Genomic DNA, 16514 nt, shown 5'->3' with positions numbered 1-16514 from the left:
CTACCAGTCACGCTCAAAGCCCAACAGGGAACGAGTATGGACAAGCCCCGTAACGACAACATCCGCACAGCTCAAGACGAATAACTACCCACCTGGCTACAAGGCATAGTCCTTTGGGACCCGCATCGCTTTTTGAGACCACCCTCCATTGGCGACGCACACAGACCCATGCATCACCAACAGCGAGTCGACCGACCTTGGCTTCGCCTACCTCTCGGTCGGCGTCTAGCAGGGACGTAGCGGATCGATTTACCCAATCGAACCGTCCATCTGGAGTTCGATAAGCCGTGACCACTCAACCGCGTACTCCATCGGCAGGGTTCTCGTAACCGGCTCGATAAATCCATTGACGATGAGACTCATCGCCTGAGCCTCCGACAGGCCACGACTCATCAGATAAAACAGTTGATCTTCACCCACCTTAGAAACCGTGGCTTCATGACCAACCCAGGCATTGCGTTCACCGATCTCCATGTATGGCTTGGTCTCGGAGATGGAGTGGTCGTCGAGCAACAGGGCATCGCAGCGGACAAACGACCGCGAGTTCTTCGCCCCTTCGTCCATATGCACCAGACCACGGTAGGTCGTGATACCTCCGTCTTTGGAGATGGACTTCGATACGATCGTGGACGTGGTCTCGGGCGCAGCGTGAATCATCTTCGCACCAGCATCTTGATGCTGACCAGCGCCAGCATAGGCGACTGAAAGCACCTCGCCCGATGCCTTCGGGCCCATCAGATAGACCGACGGATACTTCATCGTCAATCTCGAGCCGATGTTGCCGTCGATCCACTCCACGCGAGCTTCGGCCTCGGCACGCGCTCGTTTCGTCACGAGGTTGTAGACGTTCGATGACCAGTTCTGAATAGTCGTGTAGGTGATACGCGATCCCGGCAACGCGATGAGTTCAACCACCGCCGAGTGCAGCGAGTCTGTCGAATACACTGGCGCCGAGCATCCCTCGATATAGTGCACTTGCGAACCCTCATCCGCGATGATCAACGTGCGCTCGAACTGACCCATGTTCTCGGAGTTGATGCGGAAATACGCCTGCAACGGCATCTCGAGCTTGACACCCTTGGGCACGTAGATAAACGATCCTCCGGACCACACAGCCGAGTTCAGCGCCGCGAACTTGTTGTCGTTGGGAGGTATCACGGTACCGAAATACTTCTTGACAATTTCGGGGTAGTCACGCAACGCGGTGTCCATGTCGGTAAAGAGAACACCCTGCTTGGCGAGATCATCGCGGTTGCGATGATAGACAACCTCGGACTCATATTGTGCGGTTACTCCGCCCAGGTACTTGCGTTCCGCCTCCGGAATCCCCAGCTTGTCCCAGGTGTCCTTCATGTTCTGAGGAAGCTGATCCCAGTTGTCAACCTGGTGATCGGTCGGCTTGACGTAATAATAGATGTCATCGAAATCCAGGTCCGGCATATTTACCGCAAACCATGGAGCCATTGGGCGACGCATGAAGTGCTCGAGGGCCTTCAGCCTGAACTGACGCATCCATTCGGGCTCACCCTTGATCCGAGACATCTCTTCAACGATCTCTTTGGAGAGTCCCTTCTTCGGTTTGAACACGTAGTCCTCGACGTCTGACCAGCCAAGCTTGTAACGCCCAAGATCAAGTTCCACAGAGGCCATTGCTTCTCCTTCACAGTGTTGCAATACACGCCGACGCACTTGACATCCGCGATTTGCACTATGTCCATAGTAACAACTCCCCACAATGCATCGACCGGTCTACACTGACCAACATGCCTTATCTGTCACAGCAGCTGTTCGCGCGTGCCCTCCCCGTCCCTCCCGCACCTCGCGGTCTCGACCAGACCCTCAAGGGCGCCACGATTACTCGTCTTGACCCCTTCTATGGGCTTCGCGACCTCACCAACCCCGTTACCGGCGACTATCTCCAGCACGAGCGCGATTTCATGGATCGCCTCACCGGAACACTGCGTGCAAAGCGTGATGAACTCGTGCGCGAGTACCGATCTCGCATTCCTGAACCTGATGAGAGTTACCCCACGCGCCGTGGTGGCTACGAGTACTTCACGCGAGTCGAACCGGACCTCGACTACCCGATTCATCTCCGACGCCGCATCGGCGAGACCGAGATTGAGACGGTACTTGACGAAAACGTCATCGCCGAGGGCCACGACTTTCTCGCGATCAGTGGCATCGCGATTGGCGACGACGACCACACGATCGCCTACGGCGTGGACTTTACCGGTGAAGAACGCTACGTGCTGCGCATCGGACGTCTCGACGCCGGTGTCATCACCATTACCGACGAGATTCCGTCCACCTCATATGGCTTCGTCTTCACCAACGAACACCAGCAGCTGCTCTACACCCGTCCCGACGATGCCATGCGCCCTGACACCGTGTTGGTACATACCCTTGGTACCGACCCCGGTGAGGATCGTGTACTCATGCACGAATCCGATCAACGGTTCTACCTCGATGTCGGTCGAACCAAGGATCGAACTCTTCTGGTCATCACTTCTTCGAGCGCGATCACGAGCGAGTACTGGCTGATGTCAGCAACCGGCAACCTTGGCGATCCAGTATGTTTTCGTCCGCGCGAACAAGGGCTCGAGTACCATCTTGACCACATCAACGACTCGTTCTACGTCATGGCGGCCAGGGAAGGTGAGGAATACCGGCTCTACTCAACCCAAGGTCCTGAGAGCCCATGGGAACGCTTCTGCGACCTGCCACCGACCGATCGACTTGAGAGCTTCGAACTCACCACCCTTGGCCTCGTCACACAGCTGCGCTCCGAGGACAGGACCAAGCTCACATTTCTACCGTTTGACCGCGACCACAACACTGATGGTATCGAACTTTCAACCGATGATCCAGCGATCACCTCAATTCTGCTCGGCAACCCGGAACCATCGGCGAGCACTATCCGCGTTGAGGAGACCTCGCTCGGACTACCAGCCACGCTGATCGAAATCGACCTAGCAACGCTGGAACGCTCCACCCTCTGGCAACAACGGGTGCTTGGTGGTGTTGACCCTGGCAACTATGTGACCTACCGTGGCTACACGACGGCTAGTGATGGCGTCTCGGTGCCAGTCACCGTGGTACACCGCAAGGATCTGGCCCTGCCTGCACCAACGCTGGTCTACAGTTATGGTGCCTATGGTGAACCGATTGACCCCACCTTCTCGACCATGCGAACCTCCCTGCTTGACCGCGGTTTTGTCTATGCCATCGCCCACGTCCGTGGAGGCGGAGAGCTTGGCCGTCAATGGCATGACCAGGGACGCCTCGAGCACAAACCTCAAGGGTTTCATGACCTCCTTAGCGCCTGCGATTGGCTTACCTCTCGAGGTGTCGCTGATGGCGATCTTGTCTGCCTACGCGGCGCGAGCGCAGGCGGTCTCATGGTTGGTGCCACGCTCAATCTTGATCCTGACCGCTTTCGCGCGGCCGTCCTCGAAGTTCCCTTCGTTGACTGCCTGACCACGATCTCGGACCCCGATCTTCCGCTCACCATTACCGAGTGGGAGGAGTGGGGCAATCCGCTGGAATCAACGATGATTGAGGAGCTGATGGCGTCGTATAGCCCCTACGACAATCTCCAAGCAACTCGCTATCCTGATCTGTTGGTCACAACTGGACTCAACGACTCCCGGGTACCCTATTGGGAGCCGACGAAGTATGTTGCAAAATTGCGCTCCATATCGCCGGAGACCAACGTCGCCCTCAAGGTCGAGGAGGACGCTGGCCACATGGGAGCGTCCAAACGAACCCAAGTCTACGAAAACGAGGCCCTTGTCCAGGCGTTCTTGCTGGCAGCTTGCACCACGATCGAGGCGACCTAACTTCTGAGCGCTTATCGCAACCACCTAGCACACGGCAAAGAGCCCACCAAAAGAAGCCGGTCATCACCAGGGCACAAGTCCCAATCAGAGGTCGCGCTCTCTCATTGAGGACGAACCGCTTAGGAGTACACACCCATAATCATGCGTGGAACGGTTAGGACTTGACGAGGTTGAAGGCGAACACTCCCGGGGGCGAGGAGAAGGTGACTGGAACGCCGTTGACTTGCATTTGGAAGTCATGGGCGTTGCCAACCTTAATCCACAGTGATGATGAAGTCGATGAGATCGTGTACGATCCCCCTGCCGGTAACGTCTCATCCCACAACAGAGGACCGTTCGCTGTGTTGGAATCAGCTACCCAACACGGCTGAGTCGCGCTCACCACGACGGTCTTTGGGCCACCGGGTATGTCGTAGGTGGCATAGTTTGCGTTGGCGCTGACCGGTGTGTAACTGGCTGGTGTCGTCGTAGTTGACGACCCTTGACTCCCCGACGTCGTCGAACCCCCACCAGAAGATGCAGAGCTTGCTGCCTTTTTGGTCGTTGTAGACGCCTTTTTGGTCGGCGTCGACTTGTTCGTAGCCGAAGATTTGGTCGTCTTTGATCCCGAACTCGTCTGCTTCTTGGTCGCGACCGTTGGCGACGCCGAGGGTGATGTGGAAGAAGAGTTCCTGCCAAGCACAAAAAAACCAACGCCTAAGACGACAGCGATCGCGCCAGCGCCGATGACCATGGCCGAGAGTGGAAGACTGCGCCGACCAGTGGAGTACACCCGATGCTGGCCGCGCTCTGCATCGCCAGACTGCTGATCCGCGACGTCGTCTATTTGGGGAATTACCTGCGTTGCTCCGAGGGCAGCCGAACTGAGCTCAACGGTGGCATCATCGTCGCCGACTCGTCCGATGACGTCGTCTTCACCGAAGACTAATCCGGTTGGCGACGGCTCTTCGAGCGATGTCTTGTCGTTGCTGGAAAGCTCATCGTGTTGCACCGTCGGCGTTGAATCGTTCGACTCCTTCGCCAACTTCAATCCCTCGACGTCATGCGACGGTTCGCTACCATCATCTTGGACCAGATTGGCCCCACTCTCCTCGTTCGGGTCATCGTTGGCAAGTGGCGTCGTGATACGAATGAGATCAGGGTCGGTCAAGTCATCGAGTTTTGACAGATCGAGGCGGACTGGACGCAACGGTTCCACTTTGAAGGTTCGCATGTCCTTCTCCGCGGTAGAAGCATCGGCTACTTTGGAGATAGTCTCAAGGGTATGACGGTGACCGGACATCGAACGACGCTCCCGGGTCGAATTCGCCAGGCCGATCCTCGCTACGATTGCCAAGCCGATAAAGGCGACGACAAAGATGATAATTACTGACATGGGACACCTCGAAGGTGAGAGACGGCTCTTCAACTCCCAGTATAGGCGGCGCCCAATTTGCGATACCTGCCACGCGTTGGCCACACTTCAGCTGGCTGTCAAGATGGTCGAAGAAGAACAGATATGGCGATCCACGTATTGCTTGAAAACTATCTTGACGCCCTACGGGAACTCGGGGGCTCCGATCTTCACTTGAAGGCCAACGCACCTGCCCATGTGCGCGTGAGTGGGCGGCTCGGCTCCATGGACGATCTCCCCGTCCCCTCGCAGCAGGACCTTTCTGCCATCATGGACGCTATCGTACCTGAGTCTGCGCGAACCTCATTTCAAAAGACTGGTGAAACCGACTTCGCCTACATCGATGGCCACGGACGTCGGTACCGAGTGAACTGCTTCCTGTTCGGGCGGGCTCTTGGGTTTGCCTTCCGGGCCGTGAAGCCCGAGGCCCCAAGCTATGACGACCTCGGACTGCCGGGATCGATCGCAAAGCTCGCAACTATCGAACGCGGGCTAATCCTCGTTACCGGCCCGACGGGGTCGGGTAAGTCATCAACCCTGGCGGCAATGGTCAATGCGATCAACACCAGTCGAGCGAAACACATCATCACGCTCGAAGACCCGATCGAGTACCTTCACCACGACCAGCGATCGTTCGTCAACCAGCGCGAGATCGGCTTTGACACACGAACCTTCGCTTCGGCCCTTCGTGCCTCACTGCGCCAAGATCCAGACGTGATTCTCGTGGGAGAGATGCGCGATCTCGAGACCGTTGAGGCGGCCATCCAGGCAGCAGAGACCGGCCACCTTGTGCTCTCAACGCTGCACACGCTAGGGGTAGCCGAGACGATCTCGAGGATCATCGACTTCTTTCCCCCCTACCAGCAGCACCAAGCAAGGGTTTCACTCGCAGACATCTTGGCTGGAGTCGTCTCGCAACGCCTCGTCGATGCCGCATCTGGATCTTCGCTCGTCGTCGCCTGTGAGGTCCTTGTCACCAACGGACGAGTCAAGCAGGCAATCCTTGAACCCGAACACGCCACCGACATCAAAACGATCGTCACTGAAGGCGCCTTCTACGGCATGATGACCTTCGATCAAGCACTCGCACAGTTGGTCACGGATAACAAGATCACCGTCGAGACCGCACTCGCGAACGCCTCGAACAGCCACGACCTCGGCCTCATGCTCAAGGACTTGGGTCAACTAGCCGTATAGGCGACCCCGTCGATGACATGATCGCCGATGAGGGCTGAGCCAGCATCGCATGACCGTTAGTCTGACTTCGCAACAGTTTCCTGACAGCAGCGGAGCAAGCATGGCGGACAATGGCACCAAGAACGTATTGCAAGATGTGGTAATCATCCACCCTGAGGTCCATGCCGATGCACGTGGTCGATTCCAGGAGACCTACCGGCGCTCGTGGTTCCCGCTAGGCCATGAGATGGTGCAAGGATCGCGCTCAGACAAGGTAGCTGGTTCCCTGGTGGGGCTCCATTATCATCTCCACCAGGCCGACTACTGGTACATCGTGAACGGCACCGCTCAGGTAGTCCTCTATGATCTACGCGCTGAGTCGACGACCTTTGATCAGTTGATGGACGTGGAGATGGGTGAGGCCAACCCGATCGGTGTCTTCATTCCACCAGGTGTGGCGCATGGTTTTGCAACGCTGACCGATATCACGTTGACCTACCTCGTTGATGGTTATTACAACCCCTCGGACGAACTCGGAATTCTCTGGAGTGACGCCCGCTTTAAGGACGTTTGGCGCCTTTCAGAGCCCGTCGTCTCCACCCGAGATCAGACCAACCCGAAGCTCGCTGAGATCGCTCCGCAGCTCTTACCCTTTGGCACTCCCCGCACCTAGTGCTCGATAGGCACCCGGCAAGCGACACACCCTACGGCATTGGAGCCATCGAGTGCCACCACACAACCCCCACTACTCTAACTACGCCAATAGGAGGCCCACTGGTAGCCCCAGATCGTCAATCAGAGGACATGCGGCCAACCGGTGAGAGAAGGCAGCAGCACAACAAACGTGCAATCAAGCAAAGGGCGGGTTAGGCACGAGAGCAACGAAACGCTGATAAACCTTCGAGCCTCTGATCGTCAAACCGCGCGATCGGTAGACCAATGATGACAACTCGCCGCGATAGGCGCCAACTGCCTCAAGCTCCAAAAAGATCATGAGGAGAGGCCGTCTAACAAAGAGGGGGAGGTCTGTGTCAACGGCTCATCTCCTCGAGTATTGGTATCGACCGTCAACCAAGAGCCTTGAGAAAAATCTCACCGGTATTCGGTTCCAACAAGGGCGAAGGCGCAAACAAAGTGCGATCAAACGAGCGCGTCGCCCACCACAATCAACGAGCGCTCAGGTCTCGTTGGGATACGGAAACTGTCGTGTCGGCAAAGCGTCTCGTCGCCACACCATTACCTTGCGACGAAATGAGACCACTTCATCGCCATCTTGGTTGTAACCAAAGGTCTCAACGGTGACAATGCCACGATCAGGCTTCGACTTCGAAGGCTCCACGGCCAATACGCGTGATTGCGCATAGATCGTATCGCCATGAAACGTCGGCTTGCGATGCACGAGCGACTCGACCTCGAGATTAGCAATCGCAGATCCAGAGACATCCGGCACACTCATCCCGAGCACCACCGAATAAACCAGGTTGCCCACCACTACGTTTCGACCGTGCACGGTCGATTGCTCGGCAAAGTACGCGTCGGTGTGGAGAGGATGATGGTTCATCGTGATCATACAAAACAAATGATCATCAGCCTCAGTGATCGTTTTGCCAGGCCAGTGACGGTACACGTCACCGACCACAAAGTCCTCCAATGCACGCCCGAATGGCCGGTCAATGGTCGTCACGAAGCGTTAGTCCTCAGAGATAGGCCGGGGAGCCTCGCTCGGCTCAGACGTCTCAGCGTTCTCCCCCTGCGGCAATGCCATGGTTGAGAAGGGAGCATTCCAGTCTGGCTGAGACTCACCATCGATCGTGAGTACCCATCGATACCGCCCACCGGGAGGCAGTGGCAACGGACCGAGATTGATGGCCAGGTTGACCGGAATATCGCTACCGAGCGGAACTCCCTGAGGGGTCCCGATCTGGAAATCCCCACGCACCTCGACTGGCTGTGGCCCCTCCGGCGTCTCGACAGTGATGGCATTGCCATCGTTGTCCTGCAAGAACAGCTCCCAATGGTGCGCCTCAGGCGCTTCTGCCCATCCAACGTCGACCTTCATGGCGATTGCCATCGGCGACATTCCCGGACCGGTGACTGACCACCCACCACCAAGCAGAAAAAGCTTGCCTTCACTGACCTGCGCAGAATCGCAGAGAATTAACGTTGCATTCACGACCCATAACGCTAGCGTAGAATTGTGGGCGATCGCCACTCTCTTATAACTAATTCCGCATTTGTTCACACGAATCAGCGAGATCCCTATGCGTCGGCGACCCACGACCTCGTCTCCCGCGTCAAAAGCCTTGCAGTCGACTCCATCGCAGACATTGGATGCGGTGACGCTGGTATCACCGATGTACTTGCGGTATCACTTGGTCCCCAAGTGACCGTCTACGCCGTCGATCAGGATCCCGACGTGCTTGTCCACAATTGGCGCAACCGGGCCGACGCTTCGGTGATCGAAGTGGTCCAAGACGTCAATGATCTCAGACTGCCACGCCTCGTCGATGTAATCGTGAGTCGCTTTTTGCTCATCGACCTGGTAACCCCGCTCGAAGCGATTCGACAGATGCGCTCCTGGCTCAGGCCAGGTGGGCATCTCGTCCTGCTCGAGCCGATCACCTCCACGGGCCGCGTCAACCACCAACCTCTCAGGGTCGACAGCGCTGAGATCGTTAATCCCGACATCGGCATAGAGCTCGCCGGACTCTTGGAGGTAACTGATTTCAGCGGCATCGAACTTTTTGCCACAACACCCGTCGGCGTAGGGGAGTCGTTGGTGGGACGCTATCTTGGCGCCATGACCGGCAACGATCCTGATCCAAGGGACTTCGTCGCGCTGCCGACGCTCGTCACGGCGTGGGGCCGCCGTCCGCTCGACGGGTAACACGTGAACAAATCTCATCTCGGCCGTCAAGGTACTCACGCGACGTCTCTGCCACCGCCGTGAGCGCACGGCCCTGTTGGTGATTGTTCATCAGACAACCCCGCTGATCGTCAGGCTCTGCTCAACCATCGTTGATCGACTGGGCTCAACCATCGTTGATCGACTGGGGTAATCAATGAACATGGACAAGCGCAATCAACGCCACAAGGTTGAAGCTGGCATGCGCGACGATCGAGGTACCAAGACGCTTGGTCCACCACATCAGGCCGGCCAAGATGCAACCGACCGCCAAGAGTCCTAAGAATTGCAGCGGTTCGAAATGGGCTATCGCAAAGAGCAGTGCACTGCCGAGAATCGCGAGCGTTGCCCGCACCCAGGGAACCCTGCCTGCGAGTCGATCGCCCAGTGCCGTCAGCGTGAGGCCACGGAAGAAGATCTCCTCACAAACTGGCGCACCAACAACCAAGACAAAGGCCACCACCCATAGCCCTCCCCCATGCCCGATACCGACGAGGGACTGAGCTGGCTTTGAGAGTGATTTGGACACCGACGGATCAAAAGCTTCGTACGGGAGATAGAGCAGAGGAACAATCACCAGTTGACTCACTACCCCTGCGACCAGCCCAACCGGTATGTCGATCAGTGGGCGAAAGTGCCAGCCAATGAGGTCAAAGAACGGACGTCGCCAGTACATCCGGGCGGCAGCCACCGCGCCTCCCACGAAGAAGATCCACAGCCCAATCTCATCCATGACAAGGAGAAAGGGTGTCAACCGTGCCAGCGTTGTCGGCCCCGAAAAATGGGAAACCGAGATACCAACCGACAGAAAAATTGTGCTCGAGATCAGAGCGAAGCCCAGCACGACCGGTGGATACCAAAGCGGTGCCGGCCGGCCTTTAGTCGCCTCCATGCGTCGCTCCCTCCACGCTAATTGTCTGAACATCCTTTCTGAGGCTATCCAATCGACCACAACCTAAGGAATCGCCGGTCACTCGCAACCGGTTACTAAGGCGTGCCTGTTTCTTAATTGGCATCAAACCGCCTAGCATAGTAGCAATGAGCCGCACTCCTCAAAACATGCGACCCGGTAACAACGGTCAGCTCCAAGGCAAAGACAACCGCGGGCGAATTACCCTTGGCCTGTTGATTGGCCTCGTCGTCGTCGTCCTGCTGGTCTCGTTCCTCGACCGCGGTCCGACGGCAAAGACGCTGACGTACAGCCAGTTCTTGTCCGACGTAAGCGCACACCATATCAAAAGCGCGCTGATAGACAACTCCTCAGGCCAGATCACTGGAACGTTGAGCAATGGCAAGCAATATAGCCTGTATGGACCCGACCCCGCTTTCCAAAGCGAAGTCGACGCCCTGAAGAAGGCGGGGGTAACGTACAACTTCCAAACCTCGACACCGAGCATTCTTGGAACCATTCTTGAGTACGTGATCCTCATTGGTGGATTCGCCCTCGTCTGGATCTTTATCAGTCGACGTTCGCAAGGCTCCATGTCTGGAATCATGTCGATCGGCCGATCCAAAGCCCGCGTCTACTCACCGGAGCGACCACGGACCACCTTCGATGATATCGCTGGTTATCAAGGGGTTAAGAGTGAGGTCAAGGAGATCGTCGAGTTCTTGAGTGACCCGACACGCTTCACCGATCTCGGAGCCAGAATTCCCAAGGGCATTCTGCTGGTCGGTCCTCCTGGTACCGGCAAGACCTTGCTTGCTCGCGCGGTGGCTGGAGAGGCCGGTGTACCGTTTATGTCGGTCAGTGGATCCGACTTCATGGAGATGTTCGTTGGTGTGGGGGCAAGTCGTGTCCGAGATCTGTTCCAGACCGCCCGCAAGCAGGCGCCATCGATCATCTTCATCGATGAGATCGACTCGATCGGTCGCAAGCGCGGAACCGGACTCGGCGGTGGTCATGACGAGCGTGAACAAACGCTCAATCAAATGCTCTCAGAGATGGATGGTTTCGATCCCGCCGAAGGCATCGTCGTCATGGCAGCCACCAACCGACCCGACATCCTCGATCCAGCACTGTTGAGACCAGGACGCTTCGACCGCCAAGTAGTGGTTCCACTGCCCGACCTCGACGAGCGAACCGCAATTCTCGAGGTGCATACTCGGTCCAAGAAGCTTGCCTCCGATGTCGACCTGAGTGTCGTCGCCCGAGGCACACCAGGTATGAGTGGTGCCGATCTCGCAAACCTCGTCAACGAGGCGGCGCTCAGCGCGGTACGCCGGAGTTCGTCGGAGATCGACATGGAGGACTTCGAGTACTCCCGCGATCGTGTCTTGATGGGACAACGACGCGAGTCGACCATCCTTTCGGACGAGGAGAAGGAGCGCGTCGCGTTCCATGAGGGCGGCCATGCTGTACTCGCCTACGTACTTCAGTACTCGGATCCCGTCCACAAGGTCACCATCCTGCCCACCGGCATGGCTCTCGGTGTCACCCAACAGCTCCCACTCGAGGAGCGCCATCTTTACCCCAAGGAGTACATCGAAGACTCACTGGTCGTGCGGATGGGCGGTCGCGTGGCTGAGCTGCTCGTTTATGGCGATCTTTCGACGGGGGCAAGTAACGACCTGCAGGGGAACACGGAGCTTGCCCGAAGAATGGTACGCGAATGGGGTATGAGCGAGCGCATCGGCCCGATGGCTTGGGGATCACAGAACGTGGTCTTCCTCGGTGAAGACCTCATGCACTCCTCCGACTATTCGGATCGAACTGCCCGTCTCGTTGACGAAGAGGTCGAACGGATTCTGCGCGAGCAAGAAGAGCGTGCCTCAGAGATCCTAAAGACACACCTCCCGGGCCTCGTCAACGTCGCCAATGCTCTGCTCGAACGCGAAACGATCTCCGGTGCTGACGTCGCCGAGTTGGTTGACAAGGCCTTTGGCAAACCGGTTCACCCGGAGGGCAAGAAGAACGCGTCCATCGCAAAGCTTGAAGACTTTCGCCCAACTGCTGGCCTCCCTGTCGCGGGGAGCGCCAACCACTCGACGGTTACCCCAAACGATTAGGTGACTAGAGCGCTCATCGTCGTAGCGGACTCCCTTGGCGTCACCGAGGCGATGACCTCGGGAGGGCTCGCGGCGATCCGTGGTGGCCTTGCGAGCTCGGGTCGAATCGTCGTGGTAGGAGCATGGGCCAAAGAGGTTGCAAGACGGTACGAAGGAGAGGATCTCGGCGTTGAAGCCGTGCTGACCTCACCAAACCCGGTGCTTGGCTATCGGCCACTCACCTACGCACCCACGCTCATGGGTGGTGATGGCACCTTCCCAACCACCGTGGATGACCTTTTGGAGCATGCCGATGCCAACGAAACGTATGCAGAACTTCGGGCGCAGCTCGAGCGCGCCATCCTCTGGGGCGTCGGCATTTCCCATCTCTCGGTCCTCTCCGATGCCGTCTGGCCGCGGGCAGACTTGGCTGATGCGGTGCTGCAATTGGCGCAAGAGTTCCATTTGGCGCTCAGTATCACGCACCGGCTCAACGAAACGCTACTCGGTTATGACGCCTATGGACTCGCGTGCCAACGTGGTATCACGACACCTTCGCGCATTTTGCGACCCGGTTCCCAACCGTTGGCAGCGGTGCTTAAGGATACGCTCACCAGCCGTGACCCTGCACCAATCAGCAACGACGAGGTGATAGAGCTGGCCGCCACCTTTGCCATCGATAGTCCAGAACTTCGCGCTTATGGCACCGAGGGCATCCAGATCATCGATGGTGGGCAGCTAACGGCCCAAAGCGCATCACTGGCCACCTTGTTGGCCGACCTCGGCGTCAAAGCGTCACCCTATCGCGATCTCCTCGACAAACTGCCGACCAATACATAGGACCCACCAGTCATTACAAAGTTCAACGCCTGCTCGATTTGCCTCTCCAGGCAGGACAGTAACGCGCAGCCGCTGTTGTGCGCACGCCCAGCTTTTGGCCATAGCGGCGCTGGTGGCCTCAAGAGCATGATCTGACCTCCGCTTCACCGATTCACTGCACGAACTGTACGGTCTCAGGTCTCATCGCCTTATGTCCACTCTTGTGGCCCCAACGCCATTGCACACTTCAGTGCCTCAGTATTCGATACAGGCGCAATCATCACTACCCAAGTCGACGCGACCGTCACCCAACGCCAGCTACTGTGCGCAGGACGAGAAAGGTGATGGATGGACAAGGCCCCATGTAGGATTTGGCCACAAAATGTGATGAGCGCTCCGAGCCGACTACGCCTCCTCACGAACCGTATTGCCTTCATATCATCGGTTTCGGATCTTCCTCAGGATGACGCACACACTCCCCAACAACCCGTGCCCTCAAAGAGCGCGGTCAAGAAGCCAAGCGGTAGAGTAGAAGGAAAGGCACCACACTTAAGCTCCATAGCGGTTGCCAATATGCATCGCTGCACTGACCAATCCGCGCCCCAATCCGCGCCACGGACGGACGTACAGGTGCCTCTTGCTGACCCATACAGATCCAGAGTCCATAGAAGGAGTTCTCCCTCACATGGACGAGGACGAACTACGCGTAACAAATCCCATCACGCCGTCTACGAACCAATAGTTGCAGCCATCAATATCAGAGGCGACTCAACGCGGCTGACGCTCTTGCACGAGAACTGGAGGGGTTCCTCTATGCAATCGTCAATGGCCATCCCGATGACCTTGGCCAATTAACGCAGCTAACGTCTCGCCACATGCCTCATCCAACATTACCTGCAAAGACACGTAATCATCGACAAAAACCGTAACCATGAACCCGCTGAGGGCCCCCTATATCACGCACGGCATCGCATGGACATCTCGACCCAGCCCAACAAACCCCTCGGCATGAACCACGCGCTCAATACCTGCAGTCACGGACAAAGGATCAAGTCCACCCCCGAAAAGACACCCATATGGTGTTGACCTACCGTCATTGGACCCAAGCATGCCAAGCGATTGGCATCTACTCCTCTGCCGCGGCACTGACCTTTCGCCCGCCATCACGCAGAGCAGAAACCACCAGAGCAAAGGCTAGGAGGCCAGCCACCGTCAGGATGACCTCGCGCCCCGTCTTCGAATGGACCCAAAGCACAACATAACCAGCATGCGAAACACTGTAGCGCACGATGTAAACGGTAGAACTAGTGATATGAAGCGTCCACGGGTCAGGAACAGGATTGGCATCGCCCTTCGTGCGCACCACGACCTCACCATGGACTCGTTTCAGCGAGATCACCCGATGCAAGTAGATAACACGGGTAGAATTCGGCGGATGAAAGACCGCAACATCGTGCAATTTCAAGTCACTAATCGGCTCGCGTTGAGCAAACGCTATGCTTCCAGTCGGCATCCCCGGACTCATCGAACCGGAGAGGACCGGCAGCAGCTCCCAACGACCCGACAGAACCGAGAACCCTAGGGCGACAACAAGCAGGCACACCAAAAGCGCCACAGCGCGCCGCAGCAACATCAATACGAGCCTACTGCGCGATCTCCTCGGTACTAATCGTGGCGAAGTACTATCGCGAGGAGCCAGTAGTACCCCACTCGCCTCATCCGATTGCTCAGTAACAAGCATAATTCACCTCTGTCAATACCATAGAAGGAATACACGGAGTCCAGCAATAGGCTGGACTCCGATTCATTACCTTGGTTGTTCTCGCTTTAATTACGGAATCGAGGTACCAACAAAACTGAGGCTTGGAGCAACATTTTCGCCTTCAGCGACATTTGTAGCTGAATCGTTCAGGGTGTATATCACCCTGAACTCCGCACTTTGCTCATCTGTACCGACACCCAATGGTTGGAGGAATGGCACCTGTGAATTATTCACAGCCGTACTAAACGTATACGTCCCGTTCGCAGGATAGTTACCAGCACCAACCTGCGATCCATCGATATTGTTACCATGGATCCTAGGAAGATTGGTCCATACTTTTACAGATGTCGACCCACCATTGTTGTTGCTTACAGTTTTTGTTCCCGTAAACTCCTGAACGGTTACGGTCATGTCTTGCAACAACTGAGAAGGCGTACCCGTTGGCGGCGTGTAGGTCACCTCGGATACCTTGCCCTGCAGGGTGCCAACGTCTCGAAGATAGATATCCGCAAAGTAGTAATCACCTGGAGCCATGTTGGGTACATCCCACTTAAGTAAAGCATTGTCGCCATCTGACGTAATATTCGTATTATTACTCAGTGAGCTAAAACCCCCTTTATTACTTGTGTAGTTATTGGCATCGAAGAATAGACAGCTGGCCTGGGTGTTCCCAGAAGCACATCCCTCCCCGGTCGTGCCCACCTTTGCATTTAGCAAGAAAGTACCGGCTGTGGCACTCGTATCCAAATTGACGTTGCTGGTAAATGCTGCGTATCCACCAACACCTACGAATGCTAGCGAAGCTACTCCAAGCACGCCCGCAGCCAATGTTAACCGTGACGGCATCGCCGACCTCCCTGTTCCAATAAGAACCCATCGAAGGTTCTCTACCCAAACAACGTGCCGGTTTCGCCACTAGCTAACCACTCGGAAAGGCGACCATTCGACCGAGTGACTCAACGCTTCACTGTCATTACCATAACATCTCCGATCACACGACGCAACTCACAAGTCAGACTTTTTCGGAAAACTTCGCCTTATCGAGACGCTGGACTCGTCGAGACCACAACAGGTCACCCTCTCAGCGGTAATCAGACATGCTTTGTGCGCCCAATAAGTTTTGTTCTCCGCTCTTTGTACGCGGTCTCTTCAACACACTAGGTTTATACAGCCACCTAACGCCGCTTGTCACCTGACCTAAGCCACCATCCACAACCGCTAAACCGAACTTAAGCCTAACCCCCCGACCGATAGCACCGTCTATCAGGTACGTTGTCGTGGATCAATGCTTTGGTTCTGTCGACTTACCTCCAATGGTGATTGGAATCGGTGATCCAATGAGTTCAAAGACTCGACGCTGTAAGGGAGTTGGCACCGAGAGCTGTTCTATCTGGACGCCTTGACCAAATTCAACCGTGTTTCTCGTCAGGGTTCCAAGATGGGCAAGCAGGGTGCCAAAGCTGTGAATCGGTTCGCCACCAGCTCCGCGTTTGGTCGCATCTTTGGTCTTAGCGGCATCGGAGCGAAGCGCGGGGGCAACCGGATCTTGGCGCTCTGGAATCTCCTCGTCTATGAACATGAGTGGTGTGAGAACCTGCCTTAGGTGCCAGGTGACATAGAGGGCGAGCA

General features: G+C 56.6%; 14 protein-coding genes. 6 read left to right on the top strand and 8 right to left on the bottom strand.

The window, feature by feature from the left end; all coding sequences use genetic code 11:
* Window positions 1-249 precede the first annotated feature (249 nt).
* Window positions 250-1650 (bottom strand): Fe-S cluster assembly protein SufB, encoded by a 1401-nt coding sequence (gene sufB / locus MP439_06870; protein MCI2975783.1) that lies wholly within the window; start codon window positions 1648-1650, stop codon window positions 250-252.
* A 113-nt stretch (window positions 1651-1763) separates the two neighbouring features.
* Here sufB and MP439_06865 point away from each other — a divergent pair, with 113 nt between their 5' ends.
* The gene (locus MP439_06865; GenBank protein ID MCI2975782.1) at window positions 1764-3842 is read left to right on the top strand and encodes a prolyl oligopeptidase family serine peptidase; all 2079 of its coding nucleotides are present in this window, start codon (window positions 1764-1766) and stop codon (window positions 3840-3842) included.
* A 154-nt stretch (window positions 3843-3996) separates the two neighbouring features.
* Here MP439_06865 and MP439_06860 read toward each other — a convergent pair whose 3' ends face one another.
* Entirely contained in the window at window positions 3997-5217 is a 1221-nt protein-coding gene (locus MP439_06860) for a DUF4115 domain-containing protein (protein MCI2975781.1), read from the bottom strand.
* A 123-nt stretch (window positions 5218-5340) separates the two neighbouring features.
* On the opposite strand from MP439_06860, the gene MP439_06855 reads away from it, so the two are divergent.
* A complete protein-coding gene (locus tag MP439_06855; protein ID MCI2975780.1) occupies window positions 5341-6432 on the top strand; it encodes a PilT/PilU family type 4a pilus ATPase in 1092 nt (363 codons plus the stop codon).
* A 49-nt stretch (window positions 6433-6481) separates the two neighbouring features.
* Window positions 6482-7084, top strand: a complete 603-nt coding sequence (locus tag MP439_06850) for a dTDP-4-dehydrorhamnose 3,5-epimerase (protein ID MCI2975779.1) — start codon at window positions 6482-6484, stop codon at window positions 7082-7084.
* Window positions 7085-7588: 504 nt separating this feature from the next.
* On the opposite strand, the gene MP439_06845 is transcribed toward MP439_06850, so the two are convergent.
* Both MP439_06845 and MP439_06840 read right to left on the bottom strand, forming a co-directional pair.
* Window positions 7589-8095, bottom strand: coding sequence for a MaoC family dehydratase (locus MP439_06845; GenBank protein MCI2975778.1), 507 nt, complete (start codon window positions 8093-8095; stop codon window positions 7589-7591).
* A 6-nt stretch (window positions 8096-8101) separates the two neighbouring features.
* Window positions 8102-8584, bottom strand: coding sequence for a hypothetical protein (locus MP439_06840; protein ID MCI2975777.1), 483 nt, complete (start codon window positions 8582-8584; stop codon window positions 8102-8104).
* Window positions 8585-8608: 24 nt separating this feature from the next.
* Here MP439_06840 and MP439_06835 point away from each other — a divergent pair, with 24 nt between their 5' ends.
* Window positions 8609-9298: a class I SAM-dependent methyltransferase gene (locus MP439_06835; GenBank protein ID MCI2975776.1), complete on the top strand. Its 690-nt coding sequence runs from the start codon at window positions 8609-8611 to the stop codon at window positions 9296-9298.
* 172 nt (window positions 9299-9470) lie between these two features.
* Here MP439_06835 and MP439_06830 read toward each other — a convergent pair whose 3' ends face one another.
* Window positions 9471-10208: a CPBP family intramembrane metalloprotease gene (locus MP439_06830; GenBank protein MCI2975775.1), complete on the bottom strand. Its 738-nt coding sequence runs from the start codon at window positions 10206-10208 to the stop codon at window positions 9471-9473.
* Window positions 10209-10354: 146 nt separating this feature from the next.
* On the opposite strand from MP439_06830, the gene ftsH reads away from it, so the two are divergent.
* Together ftsH and MP439_06820 are read left to right on the top strand one after the other, a co-directional pair.
* Window positions 10355-12325 (top strand): ATP-dependent zinc metalloprotease FtsH, encoded by a 1971-nt coding sequence (gene ftsH / locus MP439_06825; GenBank protein MCI2975774.1) that lies wholly within the window; start codon window positions 10355-10357, stop codon window positions 12323-12325.
* A complete protein-coding gene (locus tag MP439_06820) occupies window positions 12326-13144 on the top strand; it encodes a ChbG/HpnK family deacetylase (GenBank protein MCI2975773.1) in 819 nt (272 codons plus the stop codon).
* Window positions 13145-14249: 1105 nt separating this feature from the next.
* On the opposite strand, the gene MP439_06815 is transcribed toward MP439_06820, so the two are convergent.
* The 3 genes from MP439_06815 to MP439_06805 all read right to left on the bottom strand — a co-directional run.
* Window positions 14250-14756 (bottom strand): signal peptidase I, encoded by a 507-nt coding sequence (locus MP439_06815; GenBank protein ID MCI2975772.1) that lies wholly within the window; start codon window positions 14754-14756, stop codon window positions 14250-14252.
* Between the two features lie 198 nt (window positions 14757-14954).
* Window positions 14955-15731 (bottom strand): hypothetical protein, encoded by a 777-nt coding sequence (locus tag MP439_06810; GenBank protein MCI2975771.1) that lies wholly within the window; start codon window positions 15729-15731, stop codon window positions 14955-14957.
* Window positions 15732-16167: 436 nt separating this feature from the next.
* The coding region (locus tag MP439_06805; GenBank protein ID MCI2975770.1) for a hypothetical protein at window positions 16168-16514 on the bottom strand (347 nt) is incomplete at its 5' end.

The sequence above is a fragment of the Ferrimicrobium sp. genome (assembly GCA_022690815.1).
Classification (GTDB): Bacteria; Actinomycetota; Acidimicrobiia; order Acidimicrobiales; family Acidimicrobiaceae; genus Ferrimicrobium.
The sequence above is the reverse complement of the archived record's forward strand: the minus strand, read 5'-3'. Positions and strand labels throughout refer to the sequence as shown.